The 15,512-nt window shown below is 65.7% G+C and carries 12 protein-coding genes and 1 pseudogene; 8 read left to right on the top strand and 5 right to left on the bottom strand.

The features are described from left to right. Positions 1-4 precede the first annotated feature (4 nt). The 5 genes from CG471_RS00275 (at position 5) to CG471_RS00295 (ending at position 6,593) form a co-directional block, all read left to right on the top strand. A complete protein-coding gene (locus tag CG471_RS00275) occupies positions 5-1,501 on the top strand; it encodes a CoA-acylating methylmalonate-semialdehyde dehydrogenase (protein ID WP_099229770.1) in 1,497 nt (498 codons plus the stop codon). Positions 1,502-1,628: 127 nt separating this feature from the next. Next, on the top strand, positions 1,629-2,771 hold the full coding sequence (locus tag CG471_RS00280) for an acyl-CoA dehydrogenase family protein (RefSeq protein WP_099229772.1): 1,143 nt from the start codon (positions 1,629-1,631) through the stop codon (positions 2,769-2,771). Positions 2,772-2,782: 11 nt separating this feature from the next. Continuing rightward, a complete protein-coding gene (locus CG471_RS00285; RefSeq protein ID WP_180275578.1) occupies positions 2,783-3,847 on the top strand; it encodes an enoyl-CoA hydratase/isomerase family protein in 1,065 nt (354 codons plus the stop codon). 179 nt (positions 3,848-4,026) lie between these two features. Then, the gene (gene mmsB, locus CG471_RS00290; protein WP_099229916.1) at positions 4,027-4,914 is read left to right on the top strand and encodes a 3-hydroxyisobutyrate dehydrogenase; all 888 of its coding nucleotides are present in this window, start codon (positions 4,027-4,029) and stop codon (positions 4,912-4,914) included. A 98-nt stretch (positions 4,915-5,012) separates the two neighbouring features. Continuing rightward, a complete protein-coding gene (locus tag CG471_RS00295; RefSeq protein WP_180275582.1) occupies positions 5,013-6,593 on the top strand; it encodes a cytochrome P450 in 1,581 nt (526 codons plus the stop codon). A 38-nt stretch (positions 6,594-6,631) separates the two neighbouring features. On the opposite strand, the gene CG471_RS00300 is transcribed toward CG471_RS00295, so the two are convergent. The 5 genes and pseudogenes from CG471_RS00300 to ligK all read right to left on the bottom strand — a co-directional run bounded on the left by CG471_RS00300 (position 6,632) and on the right by ligK (position 12,200). Further along, positions 6,632-7,264, bottom strand: coding sequence for a DUF4198 domain-containing protein (locus tag CG471_RS00300; protein ID WP_099229778.1), 633 nt, complete (start codon positions 7,262-7,264; stop codon positions 6,632-6,634). 11 nt (positions 7,265-7,275) lie between these two features. Then, positions 7,276-9,345: pseudogene (locus CG471_RS00305) on the bottom strand (TonB-dependent siderophore receptor). Positions 9,346-9,501: 156 nt separating this feature from the next. Further along, positions 9,502-10,389 (bottom strand): amidohydrolase family protein, encoded by an 888-nt coding sequence (locus CG471_RS00310; protein ID WP_099229780.1) that lies wholly within the window; start codon positions 10,387-10,389, stop codon positions 9,502-9,504. Continuing rightward, positions 10,386-11,438: a 4-oxalomesaconate tautomerase gene (locus CG471_RS00315; protein ID WP_099229782.1), complete on the bottom strand. Its 1,053-nt coding sequence runs from the start codon at positions 11,436-11,438 to the stop codon at positions 10,386-10,388. Before CG471_RS00315 ends, CG471_RS00310 begins: the two co-directional genes overlap by 4 nt. Before the next feature lie 87 nt (positions 11,439-11,525). After that, a complete protein-coding gene (ligK, locus tag CG471_RS00320; protein ID WP_099229918.1) occupies positions 11,526-12,200 on the bottom strand; it encodes a 4-carboxy-4-hydroxy-2-oxoadipate aldolase/oxaloacetate decarboxylase in 675 nt (224 codons plus the stop codon). A 104-nt stretch (positions 12,201-12,304) separates the two neighbouring features. On the opposite strand from ligK, the gene CG471_RS00325 reads away from it, so the two are divergent. The 3 genes from CG471_RS00325 (at position 12,305) to CG471_RS00335 (ending at position 15,436) form a co-directional block, all read left to right on the top strand. Continuing rightward, positions 12,305-13,456: a LysR substrate-binding domain-containing protein gene (locus CG471_RS00325; protein ID WP_099229784.1), complete on the top strand. Its 1,152-nt coding sequence runs from the start codon at positions 12,305-12,307 to the stop codon at positions 13,454-13,456. Positions 13,457-13,520: 64 nt separating this feature from the next. Next, on the top strand, positions 13,521-14,417 hold the full coding sequence (locus CG471_RS00330) for an NAD(P)-dependent oxidoreductase (RefSeq protein ID WP_099229786.1): 897 nt from the start codon (positions 13,521-13,523) through the stop codon (positions 14,415-14,417). After that, positions 14,414-15,436, top strand: coding sequence for an amidohydrolase family protein (locus CG471_RS00335; RefSeq protein WP_099229788.1), 1,023 nt, complete (start codon positions 14,414-14,416; stop codon positions 15,434-15,436). Before CG471_RS00330 ends, CG471_RS00335 begins: the two co-directional genes overlap by 4 nt. Positions 15,437-15,512: the final 76 nt, after the last annotated feature.

Genomic DNA, 15,512 nt, shown 5'->3' on the forward strand with positions numbered 1-15,512 from the left:
AGCCATGCGTATCATCGATCATGTCATCAGCGGTCATTCGGCAGGTGATGGCGGCCGCACCAGCGACGTCTTCGACCCCAATAATGGCACCGTGCAGGCGCAGCTGCGCCTCGGCACCCAGGCCGACCTTGACGCTGCCATGGCCGCCGCGCTTGCCGCCCAGCCGGCCTGGGCCGCGACCAATCCGCAGCGCCGCGCCCGCGTCATGTTCGCCTTCAAGACGCTGGTCGAACAGAATATGGACGAACTCGCCCATCTGCTCAGTTCCGAACATGGCAAGGTGATCGCCGATTCAAAGGGCGATATCCAGCGCGGGCTGGAGGTGATCGAGTTCGCCTGTGGCATCCCTCATGTGCTCAAGGGCGAATATACCCAGGGCGCCGGCCCCGGCATCGACGTCTATTCGATGCGCCAGCCGCTCGGCGTGGTCGCCGGCATCACCCCGTTCAATTTCCCGGCGATGATCCCGATGTGGATGTTCGGCGTCGCCATCGCCTGCGGCAATGCCTTCATCCTCAAGCCCAGCGAACGCGACCCCAGCGTCCCCGTGCGCCTAGCCGAACTGATGCGGGAGGCCGGCTTGCCCGACGGCGTGTTGCAGGTCGTCCATGGCGACAAGGAAATGGTCGATGCGATCCTGGATCATCCGGAGATCCGGGCGGTCAGCTTCGTCGGCTCCTCCGACATCGCCCATTATGTCTATCGCCGCGGCGTCGAGGCGGGCAAGCGCGTCCAGGCGATGGGTGGCGCCAAGAATCATGGCATCGTCATGCCCGACGCTGATCTCGACCAGGTGGTGAATGACCTTGCCGGCGCAGCCTTCGGTTCGGCCGGCGAGCGCTGCATGGCGCTGCCGGTGGTGGTGCCGGTGGGCGAAGCGACGGCGATCGCGTTGCGCGAGAAGCTGATCCCGGCGATCGACGCGCTGCGGGTCGGCGTCTCGACCGATGCCGACGCCCATTATGGCCCGGTCGTCACCGCCGCGCACAAGGCGAAGATCGAGAGCTATATCCAGATGGGCGTCGATGAAGGCGCCGAACTGGTGGTCGACGGCCGCGGCTTCACGCTGCAGGGCCATGAACAGGGCTTCTTCGTCGGCCCGACCCTGTTCGACCGGGTGACGCCGCAGATGCGCAGCTATCAGGAGGAGATTTTTGGCCCCGTGCTCCAGATGGTGCGCGCCGACAGCTTCGAGGACGCGCTGCGCCTGCCGAGCGACCACCAATATGGCAATGGCGTCGCCATCTTCACCCGCAACGGCCATGCTGCCCGCGAATTTGCCGCGCGGGTCAATGTCGGCATGGTCGGCATCAACGTGCCGATCCCGGTGCCGGTCGCCTATCACACGTTCGGCGGCTGGAAGCGCAGCGCCTTTGGCGACACCAACCAGCATGGCATGGAAGGGGTGAAATTCTTCACCAAGGTGAAGACCGTCACCCAGCGCTGGCCCGACGGCGGCGCGACTGGCGACAGCGCCTTCGTCATCCCGACCATGGGGTGAAGAGGAGCGGGGAGGCGATGATGCCTCCCCGGACAGGACGCGGCAGGTTGACGCTGCATATCCCCGTCGCGCTAATGGGTGCCGGACCAAGTCCGGCATGACAAGTTGAAAGAATGAGACAAACCCCATGACCCAGTTCGACCTCACCGACGAGCAGCGCGCCGTGCAGGAACTGGCGCAGCGCTTCACCGCCGATGCGATCACGCCCCATGCGGCCAAGTGGGACGAGGATCATCATTTCCCCCGCGACACCATCCGCCAGGCCGCCGAACTGGGCTTTGGCGCCATCTATGTGTCGGAAGACAGCGGCGGCATCGGTCTTGGTCGGCTTGAATCCGCGCTCATCATGGAGGCGATGGCCTATGGCTGCCCCTCCACCTCGGCCTTCATCTCGATCCACAATATGGCCGCCTGGATGATCGACCGCTTCGGCGACGATGCGGTGAAACAGCGCTATCTCCCGTCGCTCGTCACCTGCGAGACGATCGCCTCCTACTGCCTGACCGAACCTTCCGCCGGTTCCGATGCGGCGTCGCTGCGCACCCGCGCGGTGCGGGACGGCGACCATTATGTCGTCACCGGTTCCAAGGCGTTCATTTCGGGCGGCGGCGAAAATGACATCTATGTCGTGATGGTCCGCACCGGCGAGGATGGCCCCAAGGGCATCAGTTGCCTGGTGATCGAAAAGGACATGGAAGGCGTCAGCTTCGGCGCGCAGGAGCGCAAGCTCGGCTGGCATTCGCAGCCCACCGCCCAGGTCAATTTCGACGGCGTCCGTGTGCCGGTCGCCAACCGCGTGGGGGCGGAAGGGCAGGGCTTTGCCATCGCCATGGCCGGGCTTGATGGGGGCCGTCTCAATATCGGCGCCTGCTCGCTCGGTGGTGCCCAGCGCGCGCTGGACGAGGCGGTCGGCTACACCCGCGAACGGCGGCAGTTCGACCGCGCCATCGCCGATTTCCAGAATACGCAGTTCACCCTGGCCGACATGGAGACCGAGCTTCAGGCCGCGCGCGCGCTGCTCTATCTTGCCGCCGCCAAGGTGAGCGAGGGCGCGCCGGACAAGACCAAATTCGCCGCCATGGCCAAGCGTTTCGCGACCGACACCGGATCGGCCGTGGCCGACCGCGCGCTGCAACTGCATGGCGGCTATGGCTATCTGATGGACTATCCGGTCGAGCGCATCTGGCGCGATCTGCGGGTCCACCGCATCCTGGAGGGCACGAACGAGATCATGCGCATGATCACCGCCCGCGAACTGCTCAAGGCCTGAAGGGGATGACCATGACCGACGATGTTCTGATTGCGGTGGAGGGCGGCGTCGGCCGCCTGCGGTTGAATCGGCCCAAGGCGATCCATGCGCTGACCCGCGCCATGTGCGCAACCATGACCGACGCGCTGCTCGCCTGGCAGGATGATGTGTCGATCCGCGCGGTGATGATCGATCATGCCGAAGGGCGCGGCTTCTGCGCCGGCGGCGACATCCGCCTGATCGCGGAAAGCGCGGCTGGCGACAATCTCGCCGCGCGCGATTTCTTCGCGACCGAATATCGCCTCAATCATCTGCTCTTCACCTATGGGAAACCGGTGATCGCCTTCATGGACGGCATCACCATGGGCGGCGGCGTCGGCATCGCCCAGCCAGCGCGCTATCGGGTCGCGACCGAACGCACCGTCTATGCCATGCCGGAAACCGGCATCGGCCTGTTCCCCGATGTCGGCGGCGGCTGGTATCTCTCGCGCTTGCCGGGCCGGTCGGGCCGCTATCTCGCCGTCACCGGCGCGCGGATCGACGGGGCGGACGCGATCGCGCTCGGCCTTGCCACCGACTATCTGCCGAGCGACCGGCTGGAGGAGGCGAAGGCCGCGATCATCGCCGACCCGTTCGATATCGGCGCCGTGCTGGCGCGCTTTGCCGCTACGCCGCCCGACAGCCATTTCGCCGCCCGCCTGCCGGACATTGATCGGCTGTTCGCCAGCGACCGGCTGGAGGATATTTATGCTGCGCTGCGCGCCGACGGATCGGACTGGGCGCAGGCCCAGCTGACCGCGCTCGAAACCAAGTCCCCCCAGACGATGAAGGTCGCGCTGCGGCAACTGGCGCAGGCCAGCCGCCTGACCCGCTTCGTCGACAATATGGCGATGGAATATGATCTCGCCTGCCGCATCATCGCGCGGCCGGACATTGTCGAAGGCGTGCGTGCGCTGATCGTCGACAAGGACAACCAGCCGCGCTGGAATCCGCCGACGGTGGAGGCGGTGACCGACCAGCTGGTCGACGCGATCTTCGCGCCGCTACCCGAAGGCGAGCGCTGGACCCCGCTGCCCCAGGCGGCGGTCGACGCCTGAGAATGTATTTGGAAATGCGCCGTTGGCGCATCCGCACCAGCCCGCACCCCCACCCGACCACCCATCAGGGTACCATGTCTGGGCGGTCGGGTGGGGGTGCGGGCTGGTGCCGCATCGAAAATGCGCTCTTCCGCGCATTTTCCAGACAGGTTCTGATAGAATAAAAGGAGAGGATGGACATGAGCAGCATCGGCTTCATCGGCCTTGGCAATATGGGCGGCGGCATGGCCGCCAATCTGGTGAAGGCGGGCCATGTCGTCACCGCCTTCGATCTGTCCGAAGCCGCGCTGGCCCGCGCCGAAGCGGCCGGATGCACCCGCGCGGCATCGGCGATGGAAGCGGTTAAAGATGTCAGCATCGTTGTCACCATGTTGCCTGCCGGCAAGCATGTCCGCGCCGTCTATGGCGAGCAATTGCTGGATGCGGTCGGGCCGGACACGCTGCTGATCGACTGTTCGACTATCGACGTCGCCTCCGCCCGCGCCGTCATCGAACAGGCGGCCGAGCATGGCCTCGCCATGGTCGATGCGCCGGTGTCGGGCGGCATCGCCGCGGCCAATGGCGGCACCTTGACCTTCATGGTCGGTGGCGAGGATGCCGCCTTCGCCCGCGCCGAACCGATCTTGCAGGCGATGGGCAAGGCGGTGATCCATGCCGGCGCGGCGGGTGCGGGGCAGGCGGCGAAGATCGTCAACAATATGCTGCTGGGCGCCACCATGGTCGCCACCTGCGAAGCCTTCGCCCTCGCCGAAAAGCTGGGTCTCGATCTCCAGACCTTCTTCGACATCTCGTCCAAGGCGTCGGGGCAGAGCTGGTCGATGACCAGCTATTGCCCGGTGCCCGGCGTCGGCCCGGAAACGCCGGCCGACCGCGATTATGAGGGCGGTTTCGCCAATGCGCTGATGCTCAAGGATCTGAAGCTTGCGGTGGAGGCTGCCCATGGCGCAGACGCCAGCGTGCCGATGGGCGCGGCGGCGGAATCGCTCTATCAGGCGCTCGTCAACACCGGCGCCGGGGCCAAGGATTTCTCTTCCATGATCCGCTTCCTCAAGGGCACGGCGGCCTGACATCCCTGACTTGACCGCAACCGCATATGATCTACTGTGTATCATATGTGGTTGCGCGATCGCTCCTGCGCGCGTGATGGCAGCATGGGAGAGAGATGATGGTGGTGGAACTGGAGGCGCGCGATTATTTCACCGATCGCGGCATATTGCAGGATCCCTATGCCTTTTTCGAGGCGGTCCGGGCACATGGCCCGGTCTATCAGCCGCCGGGGCGCGACTATCTGATTGTCACGGGCTTTGAGGAAACGCTCGAAGTCCTCGCCAATGCCCAGGATTTTTCCGCCGTCAACGCGCTGCAGGGGGCGGCGGCCCCCTTGCCCTTCGTGCCGCAGGGCAGCGACATCAGCGCGCAGCTTGAGGCGCATCGTCCCGATTTTCCTGGTGGCACGATGCTGGTCGGGCTGGACGACATGCCCCACACCATGCTGCGCGGGCTGGTCAACCGGCTGTTTACCCCGTCCCGCCTGAAGGCGAATGAGCGTTTCATATCGGACTATTCGGACCATCTGGTGCGCCGGGCGGTGGCGCGGGGGCGGACCGAACTGATCCGGGACATCGCCACCCCCTTCGTCACGCTGGTGATCGCCGACCTGCTGGGCGTGCCGGCGGAGGATCGCCAGCGCTTCATGGACGTGATCGATGCCGCGCCGCCGCCCGGCAGCCTGGACGCGGCGGACAATGACTATGCGGGGGAGGGGCACCCGCTGATCGTCATGGGCTCCTATTTTGCCGCCTATGTCGAGGATCGGCGGCGTCATCCGCGCGAGGATATATTGACCGAACTGGCGCTGGCCAAATATGCCGACGGGACGACGCCCAGCGTGGCGGAGATCGTCAATCTCGCCACCTTCCTGTTCGGCGCCGGGCAGGACACCAGCGCCAAGCTGCTGGGCAACGCCATGCGCCATATTGTCGATCAGCCGGGGCTTCAGGACCAGTTGCGCGCCGACCCGGCGCTGATCCCGGCCTTGATCGAGGAAGTGCTGCGGATCGAGGGCTCGAGCAAGCAGACGGCGCGGGTCGCGCGGCGCGATACCCGGATCGGCGATCGGGCGGTGCCGGCGGGCACCTGTATATTGCTGGCGCTGGCGGCGGCCAATCGCGATCCTGCGCGCTGGGACGCGCCTGCGGACCTGCAACTGGATCGCCCCCGCATTCGCGAGCATGTCGCCTTCGGCCGGGGCAAGCATGTCTGCGCCGGCGCGCCGCTCGCCCGTGTCGAGGTGCGGATCATCCTGGAGAAGTTTCTGGAGCATAGCAGCGCGATCGAACTCGACCCGGCCCGCCATGGCCCGCCCGGTGCCCGCGACCTGCATTTCGAGCCGAGCTTCATCATTCGCGGGCTGGCCGACCTGCACCTGATCCTGACGCCATCGGCCGCCGCATTGGCCGATCGGGGTGAGGCGGGCAGCTTCCCCGTTGCGGGGCAGGCGCCGCAAGCGCAGGTGGAACCACAGGATGAAATGCTGTCGACGGCTCGCACGAAGATCGGCGTGCTGCTGGCCGATCCACAGACTCGCAGCCTGCTCGATCGCTATTTTCCGGGCGTGGCGGATGACCAGCGCATTGCGATGGCAAGGGGTATGACGCTCCGCGCGATACAGCCCTTTGCCCCGTCGCAGTTCACCGATGCGGCGCTCGATGCGCTGGACGCGGATCTGGCGGCGCTCGCCGCATGAGGCGGCGGCGCGGGTCGATGGCCCGCGCCGCTCCAGTGTCAGTTATTGACGAAGGTCAGCGTGGCGATGTTGTAGAGCGTCGCCACCTTGGCGCCGCGCAGGCTGAGGTCGCCCTTTTCCTCCTGCGTCGCAGTCAGGATGTAGCGGCCCTTTTCCTTGATCGGCAGGGTCACGCGGCCCTGGGCGTCGGTGACGAAGCCCTTCGACCATTTGTCGGGCGAGATCGCGGTCACCTTGACCCCGGCAAGCGGCTTGCCGTCGCGGATCAGCGTGAAGCTGCTGGCGCCCGCAGCGGTCGGCACGATTTCCAGCGGCATCCCGGCCTTGGCCTCGCTGCGGCCGGCGCGCGCATAATAGATCACGCCTTCCTTCTTGCCTTCTTCGCCCCAGGGATCGAACACGCTGTCGTCGATCACGCGCACGTCGCCGGCGGGCACGGCGACCTCGATATAGCCGGCCTTGCGCACCTGCGCGGCAGAGGATGCGGGCACCAGCTTGGGCGCCTTCAGTTTCTCGAACTCGGGATCGCCACCCTCGGGCAGCGGATCGCCCGGTTCGCCCAGATAGATGCGCGCCGGGCCGGCGCCGTCCCGTTCGACCCACACTTCATGCGCCTGCGCCATTGCGGGCAGGCAGGCGATCGCCAGCAGCGCACTAGTCCATTTCAGCATAGTCTCTCTCCTCAGAAACGGAAGCCGACCGTGCCCATGACGTTGCGCGGCGCGCCCATGAAGCAGTCGCCACGCGCCAGACAGGACGCGTAGAATTTCTTGTTGAGCAGGTTGGTCGCATTGAGCGCGAAGCGCCAGTCCTGCCAGGTGATTTCCGCCAGCGCGTCGACGGTGGTGCGCGACGGCGTGACGATCGACCAGATTGCGCTGGTCGACACGCTCTTGCCGCTATAGACGACGCCGCCGCCCAGGCGCAGCTGCGCCTCGTCGGCCAGGCCGAAGGTCTTGGTGGACCAGAGCGACGCGGTGTGGCGCGGCATATAGTCGAGGCTGGTGTTGGTTTCCGACTTCAGCTTCGAATAGCCATAATTGGCCAGCAGTTCGAAATTGCCGGGCAGGGTGTGGCTCGCCTCGATCTCGAAGCCCTTGGTGTTGAGCACGCCCGACTGCTCGGTGCCGCCAGCTGCGAGATAGAGGACGCGGTTGCGCTCCTTGATCTTGAACACGGTGGCGGTGACCAGGGTGCTGGGGGCGGGCTGTCACTTCACGCCGGCTTCATATTGGGTGCCGGTCTGCGGCTTGTAGGCATCGCCATAGCTGCCATCGCCATTGTCGATCCGGCCGGCGACCGGCAGGAAGCTTTCGGTGTAGCTGAAGAAGGGCGAGATGCCGGCGCCGATTTCGCCGATGATGCCGGCGCGGAAGGTGGTGGCATTGTCCTTCTGGCCCGAAGAACCGGTCACGCGGTCGCGGCGGGCGCCCAGCACGACCGATACCCGGTCATAGAAGCGGATCTGGTCCTGGACATAGACGCCCAGCTGCTTCTGGCTGTCGCTGGTGAAGGGGCCAGTCGGATCATAGGTCGCCAGCGCATCATAATCGATGTCGTAAAGGTCGACCAGTTCATAGCCGCCGGCATAACGCTTGGACACCTTGTTCCAGCTATAGTCGATGCCGACCAGCAGCTTGTGCTCGATATTGGCGCCGGTGTTGAAATTGAACTGGACGTTGTTGTCGGTCGAAAAGACGTTCATCCGCGCGTCGCTGGCGTCGGCCGTCAGCGCGATGGTGCGCCCGTCGGTGCCATAGACCGAGAAGGGATCCTGCGGGTTGGTATAGCTGTCGGCATAATGGGTGTTATATTCGAGGTCGCTGTCGATATAGCGCGCCTTGAGGCTGAGCTTCACATTGTCGGAGAAGCGGTGGGTGATCGAGCCGCCACCCTGCAGCGACAGGCCATCATAGCGATCCCAGCCGGCCTTGCCGACGAAGGTGTAGCGATCCAGCTGCTCGCCCGCGACATTGTTGGGCATGAAGGTGCCGACGATCGGCAGGAACTGCGACGTCGAACCGGTATCATCCTCCTGATAGAGGCCGGTCAGCACGATGTCGGTATCCGGGGTCGGCTGCCAGCGGATCGAGGGCGCGAACATCACGCGGTCGTCGGGGACATGGTCGACATAGGTGTCGGCGTCGCGGACGCGGCCGACGAAGCGCACCGCCAGATTGTCGGCGAGCGCGACATTGACGTCGCCCATCGCTTCCTTGCGGTCATAGCTGCCATAGACGAGGTTGAGTTCGCCGCGGGTGGTGAAATCGGGCGTCTTGCTGACCAGGTTGACCAGGCCGCCGATCGATCCCTGGCCAAACAGCACCGATGCCGGGCCGCGCAGGATTTCCACGCGCGAGAAATTATAGGGGTCCGAGGTGATCGATGCATAATAGCTGAAGATGTCGCGCATGCCGTCGCGGAACTGCAGCGCGTCCAGGCCACGCACATTGAAGCCATCGACGCGGGTATCGCGGCCATAGGGATTGGCCAGCACGCCGGCGGCATATTTCACCGTGTCGCTGATGCTGATCGCACCCTGCGACAGATATTGTTCGGACGTGATCACCTTGATCGGCTGGGGCAGTTCGACCAGCGCGGTGTCGGTCTTGGACCCGGTGGTCGCGGCGGTGACGACGATGCTGTCTTCGTCGGTGCGGGGGGCGTCCGCAGCGGCCGCCTCTGCCGACCAGGCGGTGCCATGGCACAGCGCGATCAGGGCCGCGCCGCTCAATGCGATGAACTTCTTCATATGGGATCCCCCGTGACTCGTTTATGGGGCGCCCATAGCGATATTGATATTCGTTCGCAATTCTGTTGACTTGCATTTGCGAAAGGCATGTTGCGCAAATGCAACCGGCCGCCCCAGACGGAGCGGCCGTGCGCTGGTTGGAAACCGGCTGTGGCCTTATAATTCCTCGGGCCAGTAGAGCCGCATGGGGTTGTCGATCAGCAGCTTGCGCTGCAATTCCACCGTCGGGGCGATGCGCGGGATCATGTCGACCAGATGGCCGTCATCGGGGACCGCATCCTGCATGTTCGGGTGCGGCCAGTCGGTGCCCCACAACACGCGGTCCTGATAGTCGGCGACCAGCGGCGCAACGGCTTCGGCAAAGGCGTTCCACGGATCACCTGTCGGATCGAGCCGATCCGGACAGGTCGCCTTGAACCAGATGTCGTCACGGCTGTCGAGGAAGGCGCGGAACGCCTTCATGTCGGCGCCATCAGGCCCCTGGGTCACATCCGGGCGGCCCATATGATCGATCACCAGCGGCACCGGAATCGCGTCCATGAAGGGGCGCAGTTCCTCCAATATGTCGGCCTCGAAATAGATGACGACATGCCAGCCCTTGGGCAGGCGCTTGGCCACGTCGAGGAACTTGTCCTTGGGCGCGTCATCGACCAGGCGCTTGAGGAAATTGAAGCGGATGCCGCGCATCCCGCCCTCATGCAGGGCAGCGAGATCGGCCTCCGAAATGGCCGGATCGACCACGGCAACGCCGCGCGCCTTCCCGTTCGACCTGGCGATGGCGTCCAGCGTCGCGGCATTGTCTGTGCCGTGGCAGCTTGCCTGGACGATGACGTTGCGGGCGAAGCCCAGATGATCGCGCAGCGCGAACAACATGTCCGGGCCGGCATCCTCGGGCAGATATTTCGCCTTCGCGCTGAAGGGAAATTGCGCCATCGGGCCGAACACATGGCAATGGGCGTCGATCGCGCCGGCCGGCGGCGTGTAAAGCGGCTTGGACGGATTGCCGTGCCAGCTGATGATGCGGCCAGGTTCAGGGGCGGTCATGCGAAAATCTCTCCATCCATCAGCTTGCGCGCGGTGCGCAGCATGGCGGCGCTGATCACCGCGCCACTCTCGTCCAGTTCCATGACACAGGTCGTCTCGCCGGTGGGATGCTCGACCGACAGCGTCTTGCGATTGCCCGTCGGGATAGAGGCAACTTCGGCCGCGGGCGATCCCTCGATCAGGCAGGCGGTGGCGACGCTGACCGCGCCGAGCACGCCGATCGAGGCATGGGCGCGATGCGGGATGAAACTGCGCACCGTGACCGCGCCGCCATCGCGGGGCGGGGCGACCAGCATCATCTTGGGTACCGACTTTTCCCTGACGTCGCCCAGGTTCATCCGCTCGCCGACGGCAAGGCGGATCGCCTCGATCCGGGCCTTGAGCGCAACATCCTTATCCAGCGTGTCGCGGTCCTCATAGCCGGTGATGCCGACATCCTGCGCCTTCATGACGACGCAGGGCATGCCATTGTCGATCAGGGTGACGCGCACGCCCTCCACCTCGTCAAAGGCATTGCCGGTCGGCAGCAGCGCGCCGCAGGAGGAGCCGGCGGTGTCGCGAAATTCCAGCGGGACCGGCGCGGCGCTGCCGGGCACGCCGTCGATCCTGGCCTCGCCATCATAGCGGACCTTGCCGCCGGGCGTCTGCACCGTGGCGATCGCGATCTGCCCGGTATTTTCCATGAAGATGGCGACGCGGGTCTCGCCGTCCTGCGCGGCGACGAGGCCACGCTCGATCGCGAAGGGGCCGATCCCGGCCAGGATATTGCCGCAATTCTGCGCATCGCTGACGATCGCCTGATCGACGAAGACTTGGAGGAAGAGATAGTCGACATCGACGCCCTCCCGATCGGATTTCCTGACGACCGCAACCTTGCTGGTCAGCGGATCGGCGCCGCCCATGCCATCGATCTGGCGCGGATCGGGCGACCCCATGACCCGCAGCAGGAAGGCGTCGCGCGCGGCGCTGTCGGCGGGCAGGTCTTCCGAAAGGAAATAGCCGCCCTTGGACGTGCCGCCGCGCATCCACATGACTCTGGCCGACGTCATGCCCTGCCTCCGTTCGGTTCGAGCCTGTCGAGAACGGGGCGCAGGGTTCTCGACAGGCTCGAACCGAACGGGGTGGGGGAAAGCGCGTCACACATATTTGAGGCCCATTTCCTGCAGGCGCGGGCGCATATTATAGATGTCGAGGCCCAGCTCGCCGGCGGCCAGGCGCACGCGCTTGGCTTCCTCGGCGGCTTCGCGAGCCTGCGCTTTTTCCAGCACGGCGGCGGCGTCGGCGCGCGGCACGATGCACACGCCATCATCGTCGGCGATGATCACGTCGCCCGGATTGACCAGCGCATTGGCGCACACGACCGGGATATTGACCGATCCCAGCGTGCTCTTGATCGTGCCCTGGGCGTGGACCGCCCTGGACCAGACCGGGAAGTTCATTTGCTTGAGGTCGCGCACGTCGCGGACGCCCGCGTCGATGATGAGGCCACGGCAGCCGCGTGCCTGGGCGGAGGTGGCGAGCAGGTCGCCGAAATAGCCGTCGGTGCAGGGGCTGGTCGGGGCGAGCAGTAAAATGTCGCCTTCCTTCAGCTGTTCGATCGCGACATGGACCATCCAGTTGTCGCCCGGCGGGGCGGAGATCGTCACCGCGCTGCCGGCGATGCGGGCGCCCGGATAGATGGGGCGCATATAGGGGGCGAGCAGGCCCTTGCGGCCCTGGGCTTCATGGACGGTGGCGACGCCCGCCTTGGCGAGGCCATCGATGACGGCGAGGTCCGCCCGTTCGATATTCTGGACGACAATGCCGGACATCAAGCCTTCTCCTAGCGCATAAGTTGACAGCGATGTGGACAGGTGCAGCGCGATGCTCAAATCCGAACTGGAACCAGTGCATAAATTTTTGCTAAGTGTTGGACATGAACCCCGACCAGTTCAATATCCGACATCTGGCCGCGATGGCGGCCGTGGTGGAGCTTGGCAGCGTCAGCCTGGCGGCGCGCGCGGTCAACCTGACCCAGCCGGCGGTGACCCAGGGGATCGCCAAGCTGGAGGCGCAACTGGGCCTGCCACTGTTCGCGCGCCAGCCCGGCGGCATGATCGCGCTGGAGCCGGCGGAGCGGCTGAAACCGCGGATCGATGCGGCGCTGCGGCTAATCGGCAGCAATCGGGTGACGGCGGCGCAGGTGCGCGCCTTCGTCGCGCTGGCGCGCGGCGGCAGCTATGCCGCGGCGGCGGTGGCAACCGGCGTGGCCGAACCCTCGCTGCATCGCGCGGTCGGCGATCTGGGGCTGGCGCTGGGGCAAAGGCTGGTCGACCGGCGCGGGCGCGGCGTGATGCTGACCAGGGCCGGGACGGTGCTGGCGCAGCGGCTGCGGCTGGCGCTGGCGGAATTGCGGCAGGGGCTGGAGGATCTGGCCGACCTGCGCGGGCAGGAGGGCGGGCGCATCCTGGTTGGCGCCATGCCGCTGTCGCGCGCGCGCCTGATCCCGGATGCGATCGCCCGGTTCCGCACCGATTTCCCGCTGGTTGACATCAGCGTGCATGAAGGATCGCATGCCGAACTGGTCGGCCCGCTGCGCGATGGCGAAATCGACATGATGGTCGGTGCGCTGCGCGATCCCGCCATGGCGCTGGACCTGGCGCAGCGGCCCCTGTTCGAGGATCGACCGACCATCCTGGCGCGGCGCGGCCATGCGCTGGCGGCGGGCTGGGACGCCGATGCGCTGCGCCGCTATCCCTGGATATTGCCGCCGGAGGGAACGCCGCTGCGGCAATTGTGGCAGGCGATGTTTGCGGCGCTCGGCGGCGATCTGCCGGCGGTGCCGATCGAATGCGGATCGGTGATGACGATCCGGCAATTGCTGGTCGGCGGCGAGTATCTGACCTTGCTGTCGCACGATCAACTGGCGCTGGAGCTGGAGGCGGGGCTGCTGATCGATATCGGTCCGGCACCCGGTGCGATCAGCCGGACCATCGGCCTCACGACGCGGGCCGACTGGCGCCCGACCCGGTTGCAGCAGCAGTTCATGGCCGCGATCGATCAGGCTGCGGCACATATGAATTCGTAAAATCTTATACTGGTCCAGCGGATTCGATTGGCGGCATCAGACATGATCCGTCATCCAACCCGCCATGGAGCAGGAAATCGGTCTGATCGGATTTGGCGAGGCAGGGGCCACCTTTGCGATGGCGGGGGACTGGATCGACGCGGCCCGCGTCTATGATATCCAGACGGATGCCGGCGCCACCCGCGATGCGATGCTGGCACGCTGTGCCAGGGCCGGCGTCCGGGCCGTGCCGACGCTGGCCGATGCCGTCGCGCCCGTCACCTTCATTCTGTCGCTCGTCACCGCCGACCAGGCGCTGGCCGTGGCGCAGGCCGCCGCCGCTCATATCGCGCCCGGCGTCCTTTATTGCGATCTCAACAGCGTCGCGCCCCAGACCAAGCAGGCGGCGGCCCGCGCGATCGAGGCGGCCGGTGGCCATTATGTCGATGTCGCGGTCATGGCGCCGGTCGATCCGGCCCGGCTGAACGTGCCGTTGCTGGTCAGCGGCGCCCATGCCGATGCGGCGCGGGCAGGGCTCGCCCGGCTGGGCTTCACCAATATCCGCGTCGTCGGCGAGGCCGTCGGCCGGGCGTCGGCGATCAAGATGATCCGGTCGGTGATGGTCAAGGGGCTGGAGGCGCTGACCGCCGAATGCATGCTGGCGGCCGATGCGGCGGGCGTGCTGGACGAGGTGATCGGATCGCTCGACGCCAGCGAGAAGCCGCGTCCCTGGGATATCCGCGCCGACTATAATCTCGACCGGATGATGGTCCACGGGCTGCGCCGCGCGGCCGAGATGGCGGAGGTGGTCAAGACGCTCGATGGCCTTGGCACCGGTTCCGCGATGACGCGCGGCACGGTCGAGCGCCAGCAGGCGATCGGCACGCTCGGCCTCAAGGCGCCGCCCGAAGGGCTGGGCGCCAAGATCGACAGCATCATCCAAGCAAGAGCAGAACAGACAGGAAAGGCCGACGCGGCATGACCATGATTATCGACTGCCACGGCCATTATACCGTGCTGCCCAAGGGGCATGACGCCTGGCGCGAGGAGCAGAAGGCGGCGTTCAAGGCAGGCGTGCCTGCCCCCGCCTATCCCGACATCAGCGACGCCGAAATCCGCGAGACGATCGAGGCGAACCAGTTGCGCCTGATCAAGGAACGCGGCGCCGACCTCACCATCTTCTCGCCGCGCGCTTCGGCCATGGCCCCCCATGTCGGTGACGCGGCGGTGGCGAAGGAGTGGGCGATGCGCTGCAACGACCTGATTGCGCGCGTCGTCGGCCTGTTCCCCGAAACCTTCGTCGGCGTGTGCATGCTGCCCCAGTCGCCCAAGGCGGACATGGCCAACAGCATTGCCGAGCTGGAACGCTGCGTCGACATGGGCTTTATCGGCTGCAACCTCAATCCCGATCCGGGCGGCGGTCATTTCCAGCATCCGCCGCTGACCGACCGTTACTGGTATCCCTTCTACGAGAAGATGGTCGAGCTGGACGTGCCGGCGATGATCCATGTGTCGGGCAGCTGCAATCCGGCGATGCATGCGACCGGCGGCTATTATATCGCGGCCGACACCATCGCCTTCATGCAGCTGCTGGAGGGCGACCTGTTCAGGGACTTCCCGACCCTCAAGTTCATCATCCCGCATGGCGGCGGCGCGGTGCCCTATCATTGGGGCCGTTATCGCGGTCTGGCCGACATGCTGAAGAAGCCCGACCTGTCGACCCATCTGATGAACAACATCTTCTTCGACACCTGCGTCTATCATCAGCCCGGCGTCGACCTGCTGGCCGACGTGATCGACAACAAGAATATCCTGTTCGGGTCGGAAATGGTCGGTGCGGTACGCGGCATCGATCCCACCACCGGCCATTATTTCGACGATACCAAGCGCTATGTCGATGCGCTGCACATCAGCGAGGGCGAGCGTGCCGCGATCTTCGAGGGCAATGCCCGCCGGGTCTTCCCCCGGCTCGACGCACAATTGAAGGCGCGCGGCCTGTAACCGCAGCCTGTAACCCTATCCCCGCGGAGGGGCGCGTTCATCCCCCGGTTCTTTGTTGGAAGGAAGGGCCGGGGGA

Origin of the sequence: Sphingobium sp. IP1 (assembly GCF_002708645.1) — a bacterium.
Lineage (GTDB): Bacteria > Pseudomonadota > Alphaproteobacteria > Sphingomonadales > Sphingomonadaceae > Sphingobium > Sphingobium yanoikuyae.